The sequence below is a fragment of the Streptococcus sp. 339 genome (assembly GCF_013277285.1).
Classification (GTDB): domain Bacteria; phylum Bacillota; class Bacilli; order Lactobacillales; family Streptococcaceae; genus Streptococcus; species Streptococcus pseudopneumoniae.
This window is the reverse complement of the sequence record NZ_VMMR01000049.1, coordinates 11497-28599: the sequence shown is the minus strand read 5'-3', so window position 1 is coordinate 28599 and position 17103 is coordinate 11497. Positions and strand designations below refer to the sequence as shown.

Below are 17103 nucleotides of genomic sequence, written 5' to 3'. Positions count from 1 at the left end.
TCGAAAGGAGTTAAACGCGCCCTGAATGCTATGTGAAATTTCTTATTAACTGAAGCAACGCATTTTAAACACATTAAACTACAGAAAGGGTCGTTTGGTTATTTGTAGTAACTGAACACGGGACTAATTTCCGTAAAATATCCTTTATTCTACAAAACCTACTCTACATTCTTTGAAAGGAGTTGAACACGCCCTAGATACTGTGTGAAAAAGATAAATTCTCTTGTGAGCATCGCTAACTGCAAGAATTTTCTATTTTCAATTGGTATTTTACGGGCTTTATATCCTATGTCTAACATTCAAAACATGTCCCTGGAGGACATCATGGGAGAGCGCTTTGGTCGCTACTCCAAGTATATTATTCAAGACCGGGCTTTGCCAGATATTCGTGATGGGTTGAAGCCGGTTCAGCGCCGTATTCTTTATTCTATGAATAAGGATAGCAATACTTTTGACAAGAGCTACCGTAAGTCGGCCAAGTCAGTCGGGAACATCATGGGGAATTTCCACCCACACGGGGATTCTTCTATCTATGATGCCATGGTTCGTATGTCACAGAACTGGAAAAATCGTGAGATTCTAGTTGAAATGCACGGTAATAACGGTTCTATGGACGGAGATCCTCCTGCGGCTATGCGTTATACTGAGGCACGTTTGTCTGAAATTGCAGGCTACCTTCTTCAGGATATCGAGAAAAAGACAGTTCCTTTTGCATGGAACTTTGACGATACGGAGAAAGAACCAACGGTCTTGCCAGCAGCCTTTCCAAACCTCTTGGTCAATGGTTCGACTGGGATTTCGGCTGGTTATGCCACAGACATTCCTCCCCATAATTTAGCTGAGGTCATAGATGTTGCAGTTTACATGATTGACCACCCAACTGCAAAGATTGATAAACTCATGGAATTCTTGCCTGGACCAGACTTCCCTACAGGGGCTATTATTCAGGGTCGTGATGAAATCAAGAAAGCTTATGAGACTGGGAAAGGGCGCGTGGTTGTTCGTTCCAAGACTGAAATTGAAAAGCTAAAAGGTGGTAAGGAACAAATCGTTATTACTGAGATTCCTTATGAAATCAATAAGGCCAATCTAGTCAAGAAAATCGATGATGTTCGTGTTAATAACAAGGTAGCTGGGATTGCTGAGGTTCGTGATGAGTCTGACCGTGATGGTCTTCGTATCGCTATCGAACTTAAGAAAGACGCTAATACTGAGCTTGTTCTCAACTACTTATTTAAGTACACCGACCTACAAATCAACTACAACTTTAATATGGTGGCGATTGACAATTTCACACCTCGTCAGGTTGGGATTGTTCCAATCTTGTCTAGCTACATCGCCCACCGTCGTGAAGTGATTTTGGCGCGTTCACGCTTTGACAAAGAAAAGGCTGAGAAACGTCTCCATATCGTCGAAGGTTTGATTCGTGTGATTTCGATTTTGGATGAAGTCATTGCTCTTATCCGTGCTTCTGAGAATAAGGCGGACGCCAAGGAAAACCTCAAAGTTAGCTATGATTTTACGGAAGAACAGGCTGAGGCTATCGTAACTTTGCAACTGTACCGTTTGACCAATACCGATGTGGTTGTCTTGCAGGAAGAAGAAGCAGAGCTTCGTGAGAAGATTGCTATGCTGGCGGCTATTATCGGTGATGAAAGGACTATGTACAATCTCATGAAGAAAGAACTTCGTGAGGTCAAGAAGAAATTTGCAACTCCTCGTTTGAGTTCTTTAGAAGATACTGCGAAAGCAATTGAGATTGATACAGCTAGTCTTATCGCTGAGGAAGATACCTACGTCAGCGTGACCAAGGCAGGTTACATCAAGCGTACCAGTCCACGTTCCTTTGCGGCTTCCACCTTGGAAGAAATTGGCAAGCGTGATGATGACCGTTTGATTTTTGTTCAATCTGCCAAGACAACCCAGCACCTCTTGATGTTCACAAGTCTTGGAAATGTCATCTACAGACCAATCCATGAGTTGGCAGATATTCGTTGGAAGGACATCGGAGAGCATCTGAGCCAAACCATCACAAACTTTGAAACGAATGAAGAAATACTTTATGTGGAAGTACTGGATCAGTTTGACGATGCGACAACCTACTTTGCAGCGACTCGCCTTGGTCAAATCAAACGGGTAGAGCGAAAAGAATTTACTCCATGGCGGACCTATAGATCTAAGTCTGTCAAGTATGCTAAGCTCAAAGACGATACAGATCAGATTGTAGCAGTGGCTCCGATTAAACTAGATGATGTTGTCTTGGTTAGTCAAAATGGTTATGCACTGCGTTTCAATATTGAAGAGGTTCCGGTTGTTGGTGCCAAGGCAGCAGGTGTCAAGGCTATGAACCTGAAAGAAGATGATGTCCTCCAATCGGCCTTTATCTGTAATACCTCGTCCTTCTACCTCTTGACCCAGCGTGGAAGTTTGAAACGTGTTTCCATTGAGGAAATTCCAGCAACCAGCCGTGCCAAACGAGGATTACAAGTCTTGCGTGAATTGAAAAACAAACCGCATCGTGTCTTCTTGGCTGGTGCAGTTGCAGAGCAAGAATTTGTAGGTGATCTCTTCAGTACAGAGGTAGAAGAGAACGACCAAACTCTGCTTGTTCAATCCAACAAAGGAACAATCTATGAAATCCGATTGCAAGACTTGAATCTGTCAGAACGAACCAGCAACGGTAGCTTCATATCCGATACCATTTCAGATGAAGAAGTTTTTGACGCTTATCTTCAGGAAGTAGTTACTGAAGATAAATAAGTGAAATGAAGAATCAGTTCTAAGATGGTTTTTATTGGAGGAATTTTCTGAAAATTACAAAATATACTTGCTATTTTAGAAAAATAGTGTAGAATATAAGAAATAGGTTTTTAGAATAAGGAGTGGAATATGACAGTAACGATTGATTGGGAAAACCTCGGTTTTTCCTATATGAAATTACCTTATCGCTATCTTGCTCATTTCAAAAATGGACAATGGGATCAAGGAGAGCTTACAGAGGATGCAACTTTGCATATTTCAGAGTCTTCTCCAAGTCTTCACTATGGACAACAAGCATTTGAAGGTTTGAAAGCTTATCGTACTAAGGATGGCAGTGTTCAACTGTTCCGTCCTGATGAAAATGCTAAACGCCTGCAACGGACATGTGACCGTCTCTTGATGCCACAAGTTCCGACAGACATGTTTGTAGAAGCTTGTAAAGCAGTTGTCCGTGCGAATGAAGAATACGTACCACCATACGGAATAGGTGGAACCTTATATCTTCGCCCTCTTTTGATTGGTGTCGGAGATATTATCGGGGTAAAACCGGCAGAAGAGTACATTTTCACCATCTTTGCTATGCCAGTTGGAAATTACTTTAAAGGTGGTTTGGTCCCAACCAACTTCTTGATTCAGGATGAGTACGACCGTGCAGCACCAAATGGTACAGGTGCGGCTAAGGTTGGTGGAAACTATGCTGCAAGTCTCTTACCAGGAAAAATGGCCAAGTCACGCCATTTCTCAGATGTTATCTATCTGGACCCATCAACTCATACAAAGATTGAAGAAGTCGGATCAGCTAATTTCTTTGGAATTACAGCTGATAATGAATTTGTAACACCATTGAGTCCATCTATCTTGCCATCTATTACCAAGTATTCCTTGCTTTATTTGGCAGAACATCGCTTGGGATTAACTCCTATTGAGGGTGATGTTCCAATTGATAATCTTGACCGTTTTGTAGAGGCAGGTGCCTGTGGTACAGCAGCGGTTATTTCTCCAATTGGAGGTATTCAACATGGTGATGATTTCCATGTATTCTATAGTGAAACAGAAGTAGGTCCTGTGACGCGTAAATTATATAATGAATTGACGGGTATTCAGTTTGGCGATATTGAAGCGCCAGAAGGTTGGATTGTAAAAGTAGATTAAAATAAACCAAAGGAGATTTTTTATGAAATAGAAAAAGTGGCTCTTAACAGCAGGAGTGGTCCTGAGCACGTCAGCTATTTTAGTGGCTTGTGGAAAAACTGATAAAGAAGCAGATGCACCGACAACATTTTCTTATGTATATGCAGTGGATCCAGCATCATTGGGCTACAGTATAGCGACTCGAACATCGAGGACAGACGTTATTGGAAATGTTATTGATGGTTTGATGGAAAATGATAAATACGGCAATGTTGCTCCTTCTCAAAAAGACTATGATTTGAACAGTACAGGATGGGCTCCGAGTTATCAAGATCCAGCATCTTACTTGAATATTATGGATCCAAAATCTGGTTCTGCCATGAAACACCTTGGTATTACGAAAGGAAAAGATAAGGATGTCGTAGCTAAACTTGGTTTGGATCAATATAAGAAATTGTTAGAAGATGCTGTTTCTGAGACCACTGACTTAGAAAAGAGATATGAAAAATATGCCAAAGCTCAAGCTTGGTTGACAGATAGTTCGTTATTGATGCCAACAGCTTCATCTGGTGGTTCTCCAGTTGTAAGTAACGTAGTACCATTCTCAAAACCATACTCACAAGTTGGTATTAAGGGGGATCCATATATCTTTAAAGGAATGAAATTGCAAAAAGATATTGTTACAACAAAAGAATATGACGAAGCTCTTAAAAAATGGCAAAAAGAAAAATTGGAATCCAATAGCAAATACCAAAAAGAACTAGAAAAGCATATTAAATAAGGAATGGTATTGCTCTTGATAAAATTTTAAAAATACTGTCATTTTGGATATAAAGGAGTTTGATATGGAGTGGATTAAGCTAATAGGAATAGCAATCATTGTTGTGGGTTTTATTTTAAAGTTTGATACAATTGCAACAGTAGTCTTAGCTGGTTTGGTTACAGCTTTAGTTTCAGGTGTTTCTCTTGTTGAATTTTTGGAGATTTTGGGAAAAGAATTTAGCAATCAGCGAGTACTCACGATTTTTATGGTTACCTTGCCTCTTGTGGGGCTGTCAGAAACCTTTGGACTCAAGCAACGATCAATTGATTTGATTCGAAAGATTAAAGGTCTGACAGTTGGAAACTTCTATACAGTTTATTTCTTTATTCGAGAGTTAGCTGGTTTCTTTTCAATTCGTCTAGGAGGACACCCTCAGTTTGTCAGACCTTTGGTTCAACCTATGGGAGAAGCAGCAGCAGAGTCTCAATTAGGTAGAAAGTTAACAGAGGTTGAAGATGAGACAATAAAAGCGCGTGCAGCTGCGAATGAAAATTTTGGAAATTTCTTTGCTCAAAATACGTTTGTAGGTGCTGGTGGAGTCCTCTTGATAGGGGGAACATTAGATCAGTTAGGCTATGAAAGCAATTATGCAGGGATTGCTTCTGCATCTATTATTGTTGCTGTTATAACACTTATTGTAGTGGGGATTTATAATTATTTATTTGATAAAAAATTGACATCAGAAAAGACTAGGGGAGGAGAACAAAAATGACAGAGTTGGCAAAGCAACTATTAGAGTTGACCTATATTGTGATTGGTTGTCAATTTCTCCATACAGCCTATTGTAGTTATAAAGATAAAACAAACCCAGTTCGATTTGGAACATCTGCATTTTGGACTCTATTGGCTATTACGTTTATAGGTGGTTCCTATATGCCAAATATGAGTATTGGTATTATTGTAATCCTATTATCGCTGCTAACATTGTTTAAGCAAGTCCGTATCGGAACCTTGCCATCCTTAGATGAAATGAAAGCCAATATTGAATCTAACAGATTGAAAAATAAAATTTTTATTCCAGTTATGCTGATGGCAATACTTGCGTTGGTCTTAGCGCAAATGATTCCAGAATTTAGCAAGATTTCGATTAGCCTTGCCGCCTTGTTTGCTACAATTTCTGTTCTTGTGATTACCAATAGTCACCCTAAGAGTCTGTTATCAGAAAACAATCGAATGACTCAGCAAGTTTCAACAAGTGGGATTGTTCCCCAATTATTAGGGGCTTTGGGGGCTATTTTTACTGTAGCAGGTGTTGGTGATGTTATCTCTCATCTGATTAGCGGTATTGTTCCTTCAGATAGTCGCTTTATAGGAGTTTTGGCCTATGTTCTTGGAATGGTTCTATTCACAATGATTATGGGAAATGCTTTTGCAGCATTCACCGTTATTACAGCAGGTGTTGGAGTTCCCTTTGTATTTGCTCTGGGAGCTAATCCAATTGTGGCTGGTGCTCTTGCCATGACAGCAGGTTATTGTGGGACCTTATTGACCCCAATGGCTGCTAATTTTAACGCTCTACCAGCAGCATTGATGGATATGAAAGATCAGAATGGCGTTATAAAGGCTCAAGCAGGTGTTGCTCTAGTAATGATTGTTATTCACATATTCTTAATGTACTTTCTCGCATTTTAGTAAAGGAAAATAAAATGAAAATATTGGTTACAGGTTTTAATCCTTTTGGAGGTGAAAAGATTAATCCAGCTTTGGAGGCTGTAAAATTATTACCATCTGAGATTAATGGGGCCGAAGTTCGCTGGGTAGAAATTCCAACGGTTTTTTATAAGTCGTCAGAAGTTTTAGAGGCAGAAATATTACGATATCAACCAGATGCTGTACTTTGTATTGGACAAGCAGGCGGCAGGACCGGCTTAACACCTGAACGAGTGGCTATTAATCAAGATGATGCTCGCATACCTGATAACGAAGGCAATCAACCAATTGATACACCGATTCGTATTGATGGAGCATCGGCCTATTTTAGTAGTTTACCTATCAAAGCGATGGTACAAGCTATTAAAAAACAGGGACTTCCAGCAGTTGTGTCCAATAGTGCAGGAACCTTTGTTTGCAATCATTTGATGTACCAAGCTCTTTATTTAGTGGATAAAAAATTCCCTAATATGAGAGCAGGTTTCATGCATATTCCATATATGATGGAACAAGTAGTAAATAAGCCGAATACTGCAGGAATGAGTCTATGCGATATTGTAAGAGGCATAGAGGTAGCTATTGAAGCTATTGTAGACTACAAAGATAAGGATTTGCAGTTAGTAGGTGGTGAGACTCACTGATAACCTAAAAAGGATAGTCAATTATGCTTGTTTACTAACTATTAGCTATGCTAAATCGATTGAGGTTGTTTACATAAAACTCTATATCAGACAAGCCTGATATAGAGTTTTTTCTTGCTAGTTTTAGGATTTTCTTGTACAATAGAAAAAGTGAAGAGAGGTATGAAATGAGTAAGAAAGATAAAAAAATCGAAATTCAAGTAGCAGATGCCAAAGTTAATGTAGGAAAAGACAGTTTTGAAGGCTATACCTTGATCATTGGTAAAAAAGTTATCGGAGAAATTGCCGAATTAGAGGGACAATTTGCCATCATAAAGAATGGGAATGTCGATAGTTTTTATAAAAAATTGGAAAAAGCTGTGGAAATTTTGATTGAAAATTATAATTTAGCAAAATAAGTCTTGTTTTTTTGAAATTTTCATGATATAATAGTCCATGTTGATTGTAGGAGAGATAGCGAAGAGGCTAAACGCGGCGGACTGTAAATCCGCTCCTTCGGGTTCGGGGGTTCGAATCCCTCTCTCTCCATTTCATCAATGGGGTATAGCCAAGCGGTAAGGCAAGGGACTTTGACTCCCTCATGCGTTGGTTCGAATCCAGCTACCCCAGTTCTTAGGTAATAATCAAGATAAAAAGCAAAATATCTTAGGGTATTTTATTTTTATAATTGAAAGACGTGAACGATATGAACATGTCCTTGCGAGTGCTTAGGAAAAAAATTATAAGTATGTCAAGTTTAAGAAAAAACTTGATTGTTGGAGGATTTTTTAGATGAACGAATTTGAAGATTTGCTAAATAGCGTTAGCCAAGTTGAGACTGGTGATGTTGTTAGTGCTGAAGTATTGACAGTTGATGCGACTCAAGCTAACGTTGCAATCTCTGGAACTGGTGTTGAAGGTGTCTTGACTCTTCGCGAATTGACAAACGATCGCGATGCAGATATCAATGACTTTGTTAAAGTAGGAGAAGTATTGGATGTTCTTGTACTTCGTCAAGTAGTTGGTAAAGATACTGATACAGTTACATACCTTGTATCTAAAAAACGCCTTGAAGCTCGCAAAGCATGGGACAAACTTGTTGGTCGCGAAGAAGAAGTTGTTACTGTTAAAGGAACTCGTGCCGTTAAAGGTGGACTTTCAGTAGAATTTGAAGGTGTTCGTGGATTTATCCCAGCTTCAATGTTGGATACTCGTTTCGTACGTAACACTGAGCGTTTTGTAGGTCAAGAATTTGACGCTAAAATCAAAGAAGTTGATGCTAAAGAAAACCGCTTCATCCTTTCACGTCGTGAAGTTGTTGAAGCAGCTACAGCAGCAGCTCGCGCTGAAGTATTTGGTAAATTTGCTGTTGGTGATATTGTAACTGGTAAAGTTGCTCGTATCACAAGTTTCGGTGCTTTCATCGACCTTGGTGGTGTTGACGGATTGGTTCACTTGACTGAATTGTCACATGAACGTAACGTTTCACCAAAATCAGTTGTAACTGTTGGTGAAGAAATTGAAGTGAAAATCCTTGATCTTAACGAAGAAGAAGGACGTGTATCACTTTCACTTAAAGCAACAGTACCAGGACCATGGGATGGTGTTGAGCAAAAATTGGCTAAAGGTGATGTAGTAGAAGGAACAGTTAAACGTTTGACTGACTTCGGTGCATTTGTTGAAGTATTGCCAGGTATCGATGGACTTGTTCACGTATCACAAATTTCACACAAACGTATTGAAAATCCAAAAGAAGCTCTTAAAGTTGGTCAAGAAGTTCAAGTTAAAGTTCTTGAAGTTAACGCAGATGCAGAGCGTGTATCACTTTCTATTAAAGCTCTTGAAGAACGTCCAGCTCAAGAAGAAGGACAAAAAGAAGAAAAACGTGCTGCTCGTCCACGTCGTCCAAGACGTCAAGAGAAGCGTGATTTCGAACTTCCAGAAACACAAACAGGATTTTCAATGGCTGATTTGTTTGGTGATATCGAACTTTAATCAAATTGAAAATTCACAAAATCCTTTGTTTACTAAACAAGGGATTTTTTCTTTTGTCTCTGCTCCTTTTTTGATATAATAGTTCTATGTTAAAATCAGAAAAACAATCACGTTATCAAATGTTAAATGAAGAATTGTCCTTCCTATTGGAAGGCGAAACCAATGTTTTGGCTAATCTTTCCAACGCCAGTGCTCTCATAAAATCACGTTTTCCTAATACCGTATTTGCAGGCTTTTATCTGTTCGATGGAAAGGAATTGGTTTTAGGTCCCTTCCAAGGAGGTGTTTCCTGCATCCGTATTGCACTAGGTAAGGGTGTTTGTGGTGAGGCAGCTCACTTTCAGGAAACAGTCCTGGTTGGTGATGTAAGGACCTATCCCAACTATATTTCTTGTGATAGTCTAGCTAAAAGTGAAATTGTGGTGCCGATGATGAAGAATGGCCAACTACTTGGAGTTCTGGATCTGGATTCTTCAGAGATTGAGGATTACGATGCAATGGATCGAGATTATTTGGAACAATTTGTCGCTATTTTGCTTGAAAAGACAGCATGGGACTTTACAATGTTTGGGGAAAAATCTTAATGTATCAAGCACTTTATCGAAAATATAGAAGTCAAAACTTCTCCCAGTTGGTTGGTCAAGAAGTTGTGGCTAAGACTCTTAAACAAGCAGTAGAACAAGAGAAAATAAGTCATGCCTATCTTTTTTCTGGTCCACGTGGAACGGGAAAAACCAGTGTAGCTAAGATTTTTGCCAAAGCTATGAACTGTCCCAATCAAGTGGGTGGTGAACCTTGTAATAACTGCTATATTTGTCAGGCAGTGACGGACGGTAGTTTAGAAGATGTCATTGAAATGGATGCAGCCTCTAATAATGGGGTGGATGAAATTCGCGAAATTCGTGATAAATCTACCTATGCGCCTAGCCTTGCTCGTTATAAGGTTTACATCATAGATGAGGTTCACATGCTGTCTACAGGGGCTTTTAATGCCCTTCTAAAGACGTTGGAAGAGCCAACACAGAATGTGGTCTTTATTTTGGCTACTACTGAATTGCACAAGATTCCTGCGACTATTCTATCCCGTGTCCAACGTTTTGAATTTAAATCGATTAAAACACAGGATATTAAGGAACATATCCGCTATATCTTAGAAAAAGAAAATATCAGTTCTGAGCCAGAGGCTGTGGAAATCATTGCCAGACGGGCTGAAGGTGGAATGCGAGACGCCTTGTCTATTTTGGATCAAGCCCTGAGTTTGACACAGGGAAATGAGCTGACGACTGCCATCTCTGAAGAAATTACTGGCACCATTAGCCTATCAGCCTTGGATGATTATGTGGCTGCCTTGTCTCAACAGGATGTTCCCAAGGCCTTGTCTTGCTTAAGTCTTCTTTTTGACAATGGTAAGAGCATGACTCGTTTTGTGACCGATCTTTTGCACTATTTAAGAGACTTGTTAATTGTTCAAACAGGGGGAGAAAATACTCATCATAGTCCAGTCTTTGTAGAAAATTTGGCACTTCCTCAAGAAAATCTGTTTGAAATGATTCGCTTAGCGACAGTGAGTTTAGCAGATATTAAGTCTAGTTTGCAGCCCAAGATTTATGCTGAAATGATGACCATCCGTTTGGCGGAAATCAAGCCCGAACCAGCTCTTTCTGGTGCAGTTGAAAGTGAAATTTCTGCACTGAGACAGGAAATTGCACGTCTCAAACAAGAGCTTTCTAATGTAGGTGCGGTTCCTAAACAAGTTGCACCGGCTCCTAGTCGACCAGCTACGGGCAAAACAGTCTATCGTGTTGATCGCAATAAAGTGCAATCTATCTTACAAGAGGCCGTCGAAAATCCTGATTTAGCACGTCAAAATCTGATTCGTTTGCAGAATGCCTGGGGAGAGGTGATTGAAAGTCTAGGAGGCCCTGATAAGGCTCTGCTGATTGGTTCTCAACCGGTTGCGGCCAATGAACACCATGCTATTCTTGCTTTTGAGTCTAACTTCAATGCTGGTCAAACTATGAAACGAGATAATCTCAACACCATGTTTGGTAACATCCTCAGTCAGGCAGCAGGTTTTTCACCTGAGATTTTAGCCATTTCCATGGAGGAATGGAAAGAAGTTCGCGCAGCCTTTTCAGCCAAAGCCAAATCTTCTCAAACTGAAAAAGAAGCAGAAGAAAGCCTGATTCCAGAAGGATTTGAATTTTTGGCTGATAAAGTGAAGGTAGAGGAAGACTAAAGAAAGAATTCATGATACAATAAGTTTATGAATAAACAACAATTTATTATTATGGCGCTGTTTACAGCTGCTGAGACCTATTTTTTCAATGAAGCTTGGATGACTGGTCGCTATATTATGGCAGCCTTTTGGGCAATTTTACTCTTCAGAAATTTCCGAGTCAGTTATGTGATGGGCAAAATCGTTGATGTCATCGATCAGCATTTTAATAGGAAAGACTAGCCCTCAGCTTCCAGACAAAATCAAAGCCTTTTAGGCTTTTTTTTGTTATACTATAAAAGTATATTTATAGACCTTTTATACTCTTCGAAAATCTCTTCAAACCACGTCAGCTTTATCTGCAACCTCAAAGCGGTGCTTTGAGCAACCTGCGGCTAGCCTCCTAGTTTGCTCTTTGATTTTCATTGAGTATTACCGTACTTTCTAGGGAAATCAAGTATGTTTCTAGTAAGTACTGTAAAGGCCTTGAAAAAGAAAGGAACTATCATGTCAGTATTAGAAATCAAAGATCTTCACGTTGAGATTGAAGGAAAAGAAATTTTAAAAGGGGTGAACCTGACCCTGAAAACAGGAGAAATTGCCGCTATCATGGGACCAAATGGTACAGGTAAATCGACTCTTTCTGCCGCTATCATGGGAAATCCAAACTATGAAGTAACCAAAGGTGAAGTTTTGTTTGATGGCGTAAACATCCTTGAGTTGGAAGTAGATGAGCGTGCGCGTATGGGACTTTTCCTTGCTATGCAATACCCATCAGAAATTCCTGGTATTACTAACGCTGAGTTTCTTCGTGCCGCTATGAATGCTGGTAAAGAAGATGATGAGAAGATTTCAGTTCGTGAGTTTATCACTAAGTTGGACGAGAAAATGGAATTGCTCAACATGAAAGAAGAAATGGCAGAGCGTTACCTCAACGAAGGCTTCTCTGGTGGTGAGAAAAAACGTAATGAAATTCTTCAACTTTTGATGTTGGAACCAACTTTTGCCCTTTTGGATGAGATTGACTCTGGTCTTGATATTGACGCTCTTAAAGTTGTTTCTAAAGGTGTGAATGCCATGCGTGGTGAAGGTTTTGGTGCTATGATCATCACTCACTACCAACGTCTTTTGAACTATATCACACCAGACGTGGTACACGTGATGATGGAAGGTCGTGTTGTCCTTTCTGGTGGTCCAGAATTGGCTGCGCGTTTGGAACGTGAAGGATACGCAAAACTAGCTGAAGAACTTGGCTACGACTACAAGGAAGAATTGTAATTCCCTCGTATCTTTTAGGAGAAGTAAATGACTAAAGAAAATATTAAACTTTTTTCAGAAATGCACGCTGAACCAAGCTGGTTGGCTGACCTCCGTCAAAAAGCTTTTGATAAGATTGAGAGTCTAGAATTACCAGTTATTGAGCGTGTCAAATTCCACCGTTGGAATCTGGGGGATGGGACGATTACAGAAAGCGAGCCATCAGCAAATGTTCCAGATTTCACTGCACTAGATAACCACTTGAAGTTGGTGCAAGTAGGAACGCAAACTGTTTTTGAGCAAATTCCAGTTGAGTTGGCTGAACAGGGTATCATCTTTACAGACTTCCACTCAGCTTTAGAAGAAATTCCAGAGCTTGTTGAGGAATTCTTCATGTCATCTGTCAAGTATGACGATGATAAGTTGGCAGCCTACCATACAGCTTATTTCAATAGTGGTGCTGTTCTCTATATTCCTGATAACGTGGAAATTGCTGAACCAATCGAAGGGATTTTCTATCAAGACAGCGATAGCGATGTGCCGTTTAACAAGCATATTATGATTATCGCTGGTAAAAATTCTAAGATTAGTTATCTGGAGCGTTTAGAGTCACGCGGTGAAGGAAGTGCCAAAGCAACTGCTAATATCACAGTAGAAGTCATTGCACGTTCTGGTGCTCAAGTCAAGTTTGCGGCTATCGACCGTCTAGGTGAAAACGTTACTGCCTATATTAGCCGTCGTGGTAAATTAGGCAACGATGCAAGTATTGACTGGGCAATCGGTGTCATGAACGAAGGAAGTGTCGTTGCAGACTTTGATAGTGACTTGCTTGGTAACGGTAGCCATGCTGACCTGAAAGTTGTAGCTCTTTCAAGTGGTCGTCAGGTACAAGGGATTGATACCCGAGTAACGAACTATGGCTGCAACTCAATCGGAAATATCCTCCAACATGGGGTTATCCTTGAAAAAGCCACTTTGACTTTCAATGGTATCGGCCACATCATCAAGGGTGCTAAGGGAGCAGATGCCCAACAAGAGAGCCGTGTGCTCATGCTTTCAGACCAAGCGCGTTCAGATGCCAATCCAATTCTTTTGATTGATGAAAATGACGTAACTGCAGGACACGCAGCCTCTATTGGTCAGGTAGATCCAGAAGACATGTACTACCTCATGAGCCGAGGCTTGGACAAGGCAACTGCAGAACGCTTGGTTGTCCGTGGTTTCCTTGGATCTGTTATCGTGGAGATTCCAGTCAAGGAAGTTCGTGATGAAATGATTGCGACTATCGAAGAAAAATTGTCAAAACGCTAAGGGGTAGCCTATGTTAGATGTAGAAGCGATTCGCAAGGATTTTCCAATTTTAGACCAGATTGTCAACGATGAACCGTTGGTCTATCTGGACAATGCTGCGACGACACAAAAACCACTAGCAGTACTGGAAACAATCAACCGCTACTATGAGAACGACAATGCCAATGTTCACCGTGGTGTTCATACCTTGGCAGAAAGGGCGACAGCTTCTTATGAGGTGGCTCGTGAAACCATTCGTAAGTTTATCAATGCAGACTCTACAAAGGAAGTTCTCTTTACCAGAGGAACGACAACCAGTCTGAACTGGGTAGCGCGTTATGCTGAGGAAGTCTTGACTGAGGGAGACCAGGTCTTGATTTCAGTAATGGAACACCATTCTAATATCATTCCATGGCAGGAAGCTTGTCGAAAGACTGGGGCAGAGCTTGTCTATGTCTATCTTAAAGATGGTGCCTTGGATATGGAGGATTTGCGAGCTAAATTGACTGATAAGGTTAAATTTGTTTCCCTAGCTCATGCCTCCAATGTTCTTGGTGTGGTCAATCCGATAAAGGAAATCACTCAATTAGCCCACCAAATTGGGGCAATCATGGTAGTGGATGGTGCTCAATCTACACCTCATATGAAGATTGATGTCCAGGACTTGGATGTGGACTTCTTCTCCTTTTCGGGTCACAAGATGGCTGGTCCGACTGGTATCGGTGTCCTTTACGGCAAAGAAAAGTATCTTGAGCAAATGTCTCCAATAGAATTTGGCGGCGAGATGATTGATTTCGTCTACGAACAATCGGCTAGTTGGAAGGAATTGCCTTGGAAATTCGAGGCTGGAACTCCTAACATGGCAGGTGCTATCGGACTGGCAGCAGCAGTGGATTATCTGGAAAAGATTGGTATGGATGCCATCGAAGCCCATGAACAGGAACTGATTGCATATGTCTATCCAAAATTACAGGCGATTGAAGGATTGACCATTTACGGTTCGCAGGACTTGGCTCAACGTTCAGGTGTCATTGCCTTTAACCTAGGCGACCTTCATCCGCACGACATCGCGACGGCTCTGGATTATGAAGGAGTTGCTGTTCGAGCAGGTCACCATTGTGCGCAACCCTTGCTCCAGTATTTGGAAGTTTCAGCAACAGCTCGTGCAAGTTTTTATATCTACAATACCAAGGCAGATTGCGACAAGCTAGTCGATGCCTTACAAAAGACAAAGGAGTTTTTCAATGGCACTTTCTAAACTAGATAGCCTCTATATGGCAGTGGTAGCGGATCATTCGAAAAATCCACATCACCAAGGGAAGTTAGAAGACGTTGAACAAATCAGTCTCAACAATCCGACCTGTGGGGATGTTATCAACCTCTCTGTCAAGTTTGACTCAGAGGACTGTTTGGAAGATATTGCTTTTCTAAACTCAGGTTGTACCATCTCAACTGCCTCTGCTAGTATGATGACAGATGCCGTTTTAGGAAAAACCAAACAAGAAATTTTAGAACTTGCGACTATTTTTTCTGAAATGGTTCAAGGGCAAAAAGATGAACGCCAAGACCAACTAGGCGATGCAGCTTTCTTGTCAGGTGTTGCCAAATTCCCGCAACGAATTAAGTGTGCAACCCTAGCTTGGAATGCCCTTAAGAAAACAATTGAAAATCAAGAAAACAAATAAGACAAGTTTCTTTTGTCTTATGAATCAGTAGAAATGAAGAATGAAAGAAAGGATATTATGGCTGAAGAAAGAGTAGAACCAAAACCAATTGATCTTGGTGAATATAAATTTGGTTTCCATGATGATGTAGAGCCTGTCCTATCGACAGGAAAAGGATTGAATGAGGATGTCATTCGTGAACTATCAGCTGCCAAGGGAGAACCTGAGTGGATGTTAGAATTCCGTTTGAAGTCTTATGAAACCTTCAAAAAAATGCCCATGCAAACTTGGGGAGCAGACTTGTCAGAGATTGATTTTGATGACTTAATCTACTACCAAAAACCATCTGATAAACCAGCTCGTTCCTGGGATGAGGTTCCTGAAAAAATTAAAGAAACCTTTGAACGTATTGGGATTCCAGAAGCTGAACGTGCTTATCTTGCTGGAGCTTCTGCTCAGTATGAGTCCGAAGTAGTTTACCATAACATGAAGGAAGAATTTGAGAAGTTAGGTATTATCTTTACAGATACGGATTCTGCTCTCAAGGAATACCCAGATTTGTTTAAACAATACTTTGCTAAGTTGGTACCACCAACAGATAATAAGTTGGCTGCCCTCAATTCGGCAGTATGGTCAGGTGGAACCTTTATCTATGTACCAAAAGGGGTCAAAGTGGATATTCCACTTCAAACTTACTTCCGTATCAACAACGAAAATACAGGTCAGTTTGAACGTACCTTGATTATCGTTGATGAGGGAGCAAGTGTCCACTACGTTGAAGGGTGTACAGCGCCAACATATTCAAGTAACAGCTTGCATGCTGCCATTGTAGAAATCTTTTCCTTAAAAGGAGCTTATATGCGTTATACAACCATTCAAAACTGGTCTGACAACGTCTATAACTTGGTAACGAAACGTGCCAAAGCCTTGAAAGATGCGACTGTTGAGTGGATTGATGGAAACTTGGGTGCCAAAACAACCATGAAATACCCATCTGTTTGCCTAGATGGAGAAGGGGCGCGTGGTACTATGCTTTCTATTGCCTTTGCTAATGCAGGGCAACACCAGGACACTGGTGCCAAGATGATTCACAATGCTCCACATACCAGTTCGTCTATCGTGTCTAAATCCATCGCTAAAGGCGGAGGAAAGGTTGACTACCGTGGTCAAGTAACCTTTAACAAGAACTCTAAGAAATCTGTTTCTCACATTGAATGTGATACCATTATCATGGATGACTTGTCGGCATCAGATACTATTCCATTTAATGAAATCCACAATTCGCAAGTTGCTTTGGAACACGAAGCTAAGGTTTCTAAGATTTCAGAAGAACAACTCTATTACCTCATGAGTCGTGGATTGTCAGAATCAGAAGCGACAGAAATGATTGTTATGGGATTTGTGGAGCCCTTCACAAAAGAGCTTCCAATGGAGTATGCTGTTGAGCTGAACCGTTTGATTAGCTATGAGATGGAAGGGTCAGTTGGGTAAAATTTGATTTTAGATATACTCAAAATCAAGGACTTTGATACTATTCGAAAATCAAAGTGTAAACCACGTCAGCTTTATCTACAACCTCAAAGCGGTGCTTTGAGCAACCTACGGCTAGCTTCCTAGTTTACTCTTTGATTTTCATTGAGCATTAGATCTACTCAAAATCAAGAACTTTGAAGATGAATTTGTAATAAAAAAAAT

General features: G+C 40.5%; 16 protein-coding genes and 2 tRNA genes. All 18 read left to right on the top strand.

The features are described 5' to 3' along the window. Positions 1-288 precede the first annotated feature (288 nt). The 18 genes from parC to sufB all read left to right on the top strand — a co-directional run bounded on the left by parC (position 289) and on the right by sufB (position 16899). Positions 289-2760, top strand: a complete 2472-nt coding sequence (gene parC / locus HT736_RS06490) for a DNA topoisomerase IV subunit A (RefSeq protein WP_138704866.1) — start codon at positions 289-291, stop codon at positions 2758-2760. 129 nt (positions 2761-2889) lie between these two features. Continuing rightward, the gene (locus HT736_RS06485; RefSeq protein WP_000219014.1) at positions 2890-3912 is read left to right on the top strand and encodes a branched-chain amino acid aminotransferase; all 1023 of its coding nucleotides are present in this window, start codon (positions 2890-2892) and stop codon (positions 3910-3912) included. Positions 3913-3967: 55 nt separating this feature from the next. Beyond that, entirely contained in the window at positions 3968-4672 is a 705-nt protein-coding gene (locus HT736_RS06480; RefSeq protein ID WP_050197944.1) for a peptide ABC transporter substrate-binding protein, read from the top strand. A 64-nt stretch (positions 4673-4736) separates the two neighbouring features. Beyond that, complete coding sequence (locus HT736_RS06475) at positions 4737-5426, top strand: DUF969 domain-containing protein (protein ID WP_000454773.1); 690 nt, start codon at positions 4737-4739, stop codon at positions 5424-5426. Beyond that, positions 5423-6346: a DUF979 domain-containing protein gene (locus HT736_RS06470; RefSeq protein ID WP_000137263.1), complete on the top strand. Its 924-nt coding sequence runs from the start codon at positions 5423-5425 to the stop codon at positions 6344-6346. The genes HT736_RS06475 and HT736_RS06470 overlap by 4 nt, the downstream gene beginning before the upstream one ends. A gap of 14 nt (positions 6347-6360) precedes the next feature. Further along, a complete protein-coding gene (pcp, locus tag HT736_RS06465) occupies positions 6361-7005 on the top strand; it encodes a pyroglutamyl-peptidase I (protein ID WP_000699369.1) in 645 nt (214 codons plus the stop codon). Between the two features lie 167 nt (positions 7006-7172). Next, on the top strand, positions 7173-7403 hold the full coding sequence (locus HT736_RS06460; protein ID WP_000037111.1) for a DUF2969 domain-containing protein: 231 nt from the start codon (positions 7173-7175) through the stop codon (positions 7401-7403). 49 nt (positions 7404-7452) lie between these two features. Further along, positions 7453-7533 (top strand) — tRNA-Tyr (locus HT736_RS06455). A gap of 9 nt (positions 7534-7542) precedes the next feature. Next, positions 7543-7614: transfer RNA gene (locus HT736_RS06450), tRNA-Gln, on the top strand. A 162-nt stretch (positions 7615-7776) separates the two neighbouring features. Continuing rightward, entirely contained in the window at positions 7777-8979 is a 1203-nt protein-coding gene (gene rpsA, locus HT736_RS06445) for a 30S ribosomal protein S1 (RefSeq protein ID WP_138706120.1), read from the top strand. Between the two features lie 86 nt (positions 8980-9065). Then, positions 9066-9563 (top strand): GAF domain-containing protein, encoded by a 498-nt coding sequence (locus HT736_RS06440; RefSeq protein ID WP_023940982.1) that lies wholly within the window; start codon positions 9066-9068, stop codon positions 9561-9563. After that, positions 9563-11218, top strand: coding sequence for a DNA polymerase III subunit gamma/tau (gene dnaX / locus HT736_RS06435; protein WP_138706119.1), 1656 nt, complete (start codon positions 9563-9565; stop codon positions 11216-11218). The genes HT736_RS06440 and dnaX overlap by 1 nt, the downstream gene beginning before the upstream one ends. A 27-nt stretch (positions 11219-11245) precedes the next feature. Further along, complete coding sequence (locus HT736_RS06430; protein WP_001041547.1) at positions 11246-11440, top strand: DUF3272 domain-containing protein; 195 nt, start codon at positions 11246-11248, stop codon at positions 11438-11440. Between the two features lie 264 nt (positions 11441-11704). Next, positions 11705-12475, top strand: a complete 771-nt coding sequence (sufC, locus tag HT736_RS06425; protein WP_000114489.1) for a Fe-S cluster assembly ATPase SufC — start codon at positions 11705-11707, stop codon at positions 12473-12475. Positions 12476-12502: 27 nt separating this feature from the next. Continuing rightward, positions 12503-13765 carry a Fe-S cluster assembly protein SufD gene (gene sufD / locus HT736_RS06420; RefSeq protein ID WP_100104063.1) on the top strand — a complete coding sequence of 421 codons (1263 nt, stop codon included), beginning with the start codon at positions 12503-12505 and terminating at the stop codon, positions 13763-13765. 10 nt (positions 13766-13775) lie between these two features. After that, positions 13776-15002, top strand: a complete 1227-nt coding sequence (locus tag HT736_RS06415) for a cysteine desulfurase (RefSeq protein WP_172930860.1) — start codon at positions 13776-13778, stop codon at positions 15000-15002. Continuing rightward, a complete protein-coding gene (sufU, locus tag HT736_RS06410) occupies positions 14989-15429 on the top strand; it encodes a Fe-S cluster assembly sulfur transfer protein SufU (RefSeq protein WP_119948105.1) in 441 nt (146 codons plus the stop codon). Before HT736_RS06415 ends, sufU begins: the two co-directional genes overlap by 14 nt. A 57-nt stretch (positions 15430-15486) precedes the next feature. Further along, positions 15487-16899 carry a Fe-S cluster assembly protein SufB gene (sufB, locus tag HT736_RS06405; RefSeq protein WP_000797052.1) on the top strand — a complete coding sequence of 471 codons (1413 nt, stop codon included), beginning with the start codon at positions 15487-15489 and terminating at the stop codon, positions 16897-16899. Positions 16900-17103: the final 204 nt, after the last annotated feature.

What these genes read in the sequence shown, in the direction of transcription:
- parC (WP_138704866.1), top strand. Translation starts at nt 289, where the DNA reads ATGTCTAACATTCAAAACATGTCCCTGGAGGACATCATGGGAGAGCGC.
- HT736_RS06485 (WP_000219014.1), top strand. Translation starts at nt 2,890, where the DNA reads ATGACAGTAACGATTGATTGGGAAAACCTCGGTTTTTCCTATATGAAA.
- HT736_RS06475 (WP_000454773.1), top strand. Translation starts at nt 4,737, where the DNA reads ATGGAGTGGATTAAGCTAATAGGAATAGCAATCATTGTTGTGGGTTTT.
- HT736_RS06470 (WP_000137263.1), top strand. Translation starts at nt 5,423, where the DNA reads ATGACAGAGTTGGCAAAGCAACTATTAGAGTTGACCTATATTGTGATT.
- pcp (WP_000699369.1), top strand. Translation starts at nt 6,361, where the DNA reads ATGAAAATATTGGTTACAGGTTTTAATCCTTTTGGAGGTGAAAAGATT.
- HT736_RS06460 (WP_000037111.1), top strand. Translation starts at nt 7,173, where the DNA reads ATGAGTAAGAAAGATAAAAAAATCGAAATTCAAGTAGCAGATGCCAAA.
- rpsA (WP_138706120.1), top strand. Translation starts at nt 7,777, where the DNA reads ATGAACGAATTTGAAGATTTGCTAAATAGCGTTAGCCAAGTTGAGACT.
- HT736_RS06440 (WP_023940982.1), top strand. Translation starts at nt 9,066, where the DNA reads ATGTTAAAATCAGAAAAACAATCACGTTATCAAATGTTAAATGAAGAA.
- dnaX (WP_138706119.1), top strand. Translation starts at nt 9,563, where the DNA reads ATGTATCAAGCACTTTATCGAAAATATAGAAGTCAAAACTTCTCCCAG.
- HT736_RS06430 (WP_001041547.1), top strand. Translation starts at nt 11,246, where the DNA reads ATGAATAAACAACAATTTATTATTATGGCGCTGTTTACAGCTGCTGAG.
- sufC (WP_000114489.1), top strand. Translation starts at nt 11,705, where the DNA reads ATGTCAGTATTAGAAATCAAAGATCTTCACGTTGAGATTGAAGGAAAA.
- sufD (WP_100104063.1), top strand. Translation starts at nt 12,503, where the DNA reads ATGACTAAAGAAAATATTAAACTTTTTTCAGAAATGCACGCTGAACCA.
- HT736_RS06415 (WP_172930860.1), top strand. Translation starts at nt 13,776, where the DNA reads ATGTTAGATGTAGAAGCGATTCGCAAGGATTTTCCAATTTTAGACCAG.
- sufU (WP_119948105.1), top strand. Translation starts at nt 14,989, where the DNA reads ATGGCACTTTCTAAACTAGATAGCCTCTATATGGCAGTGGTAGCGGAT.
- sufB (WP_000797052.1), top strand. Translation starts at nt 15,487, where the DNA reads ATGGCTGAAGAAAGAGTAGAACCAAAACCAATTGATCTTGGTGAATAT.